The organism is Pseudomonas sp. 2822-17 (assembly GCF_002742485.1).
Taxonomy (GTDB): domain Bacteria; phylum Pseudomonadota; class Gammaproteobacteria; order Pseudomonadales; family Pseudomonadaceae; genus Aquipseudomonas; species Aquipseudomonas cyclaminis.
In genome coordinates, this window is sequence record NZ_LJRZ01000571.1 from 1 (window position 1) to 316 (window position 316).

Annotated in this window: 1 protein-coding gene; it reads right to left on the minus strand. The window is 42.4% G+C overall.

The features are described 5' to 3' along the window. A partial coding sequence (locus AOA60_RS23435; RefSeq protein ID WP_218240751.1) for a flagellar M-ring protein FliF C-terminal domain-containing protein occupies nucleotides 1-316 on the minus strand: 316 nt, incomplete at both ends.

The window sequence follows — 316 nt, forward strand, 5'->3', positions numbered from 1 at the left end:
GCTCTACCATCACCTGAATCCCTATATCTCTTATCTTATAAGGACTCTCCACAATTTCACGTTGGATCCTATTTACATCATTGTTAATACGTTCTTCCATTCTTTCATAGTCTCCAGAACCACCAACATACGCACCTGGATAACCTGGAACATCCGTTTCACCTGTACCAGGGATGCCACCTTCCGGAACTTCATCACCAGTATAAGTCTCAGTAATACGTTCAACACTAACGGCAATACCAGTCATATTTTCATCATTCACTGGGGTCACAAGCTGTTCTTGTCTGTTTTCCTGAGTGAAGTCAACATCTGTACC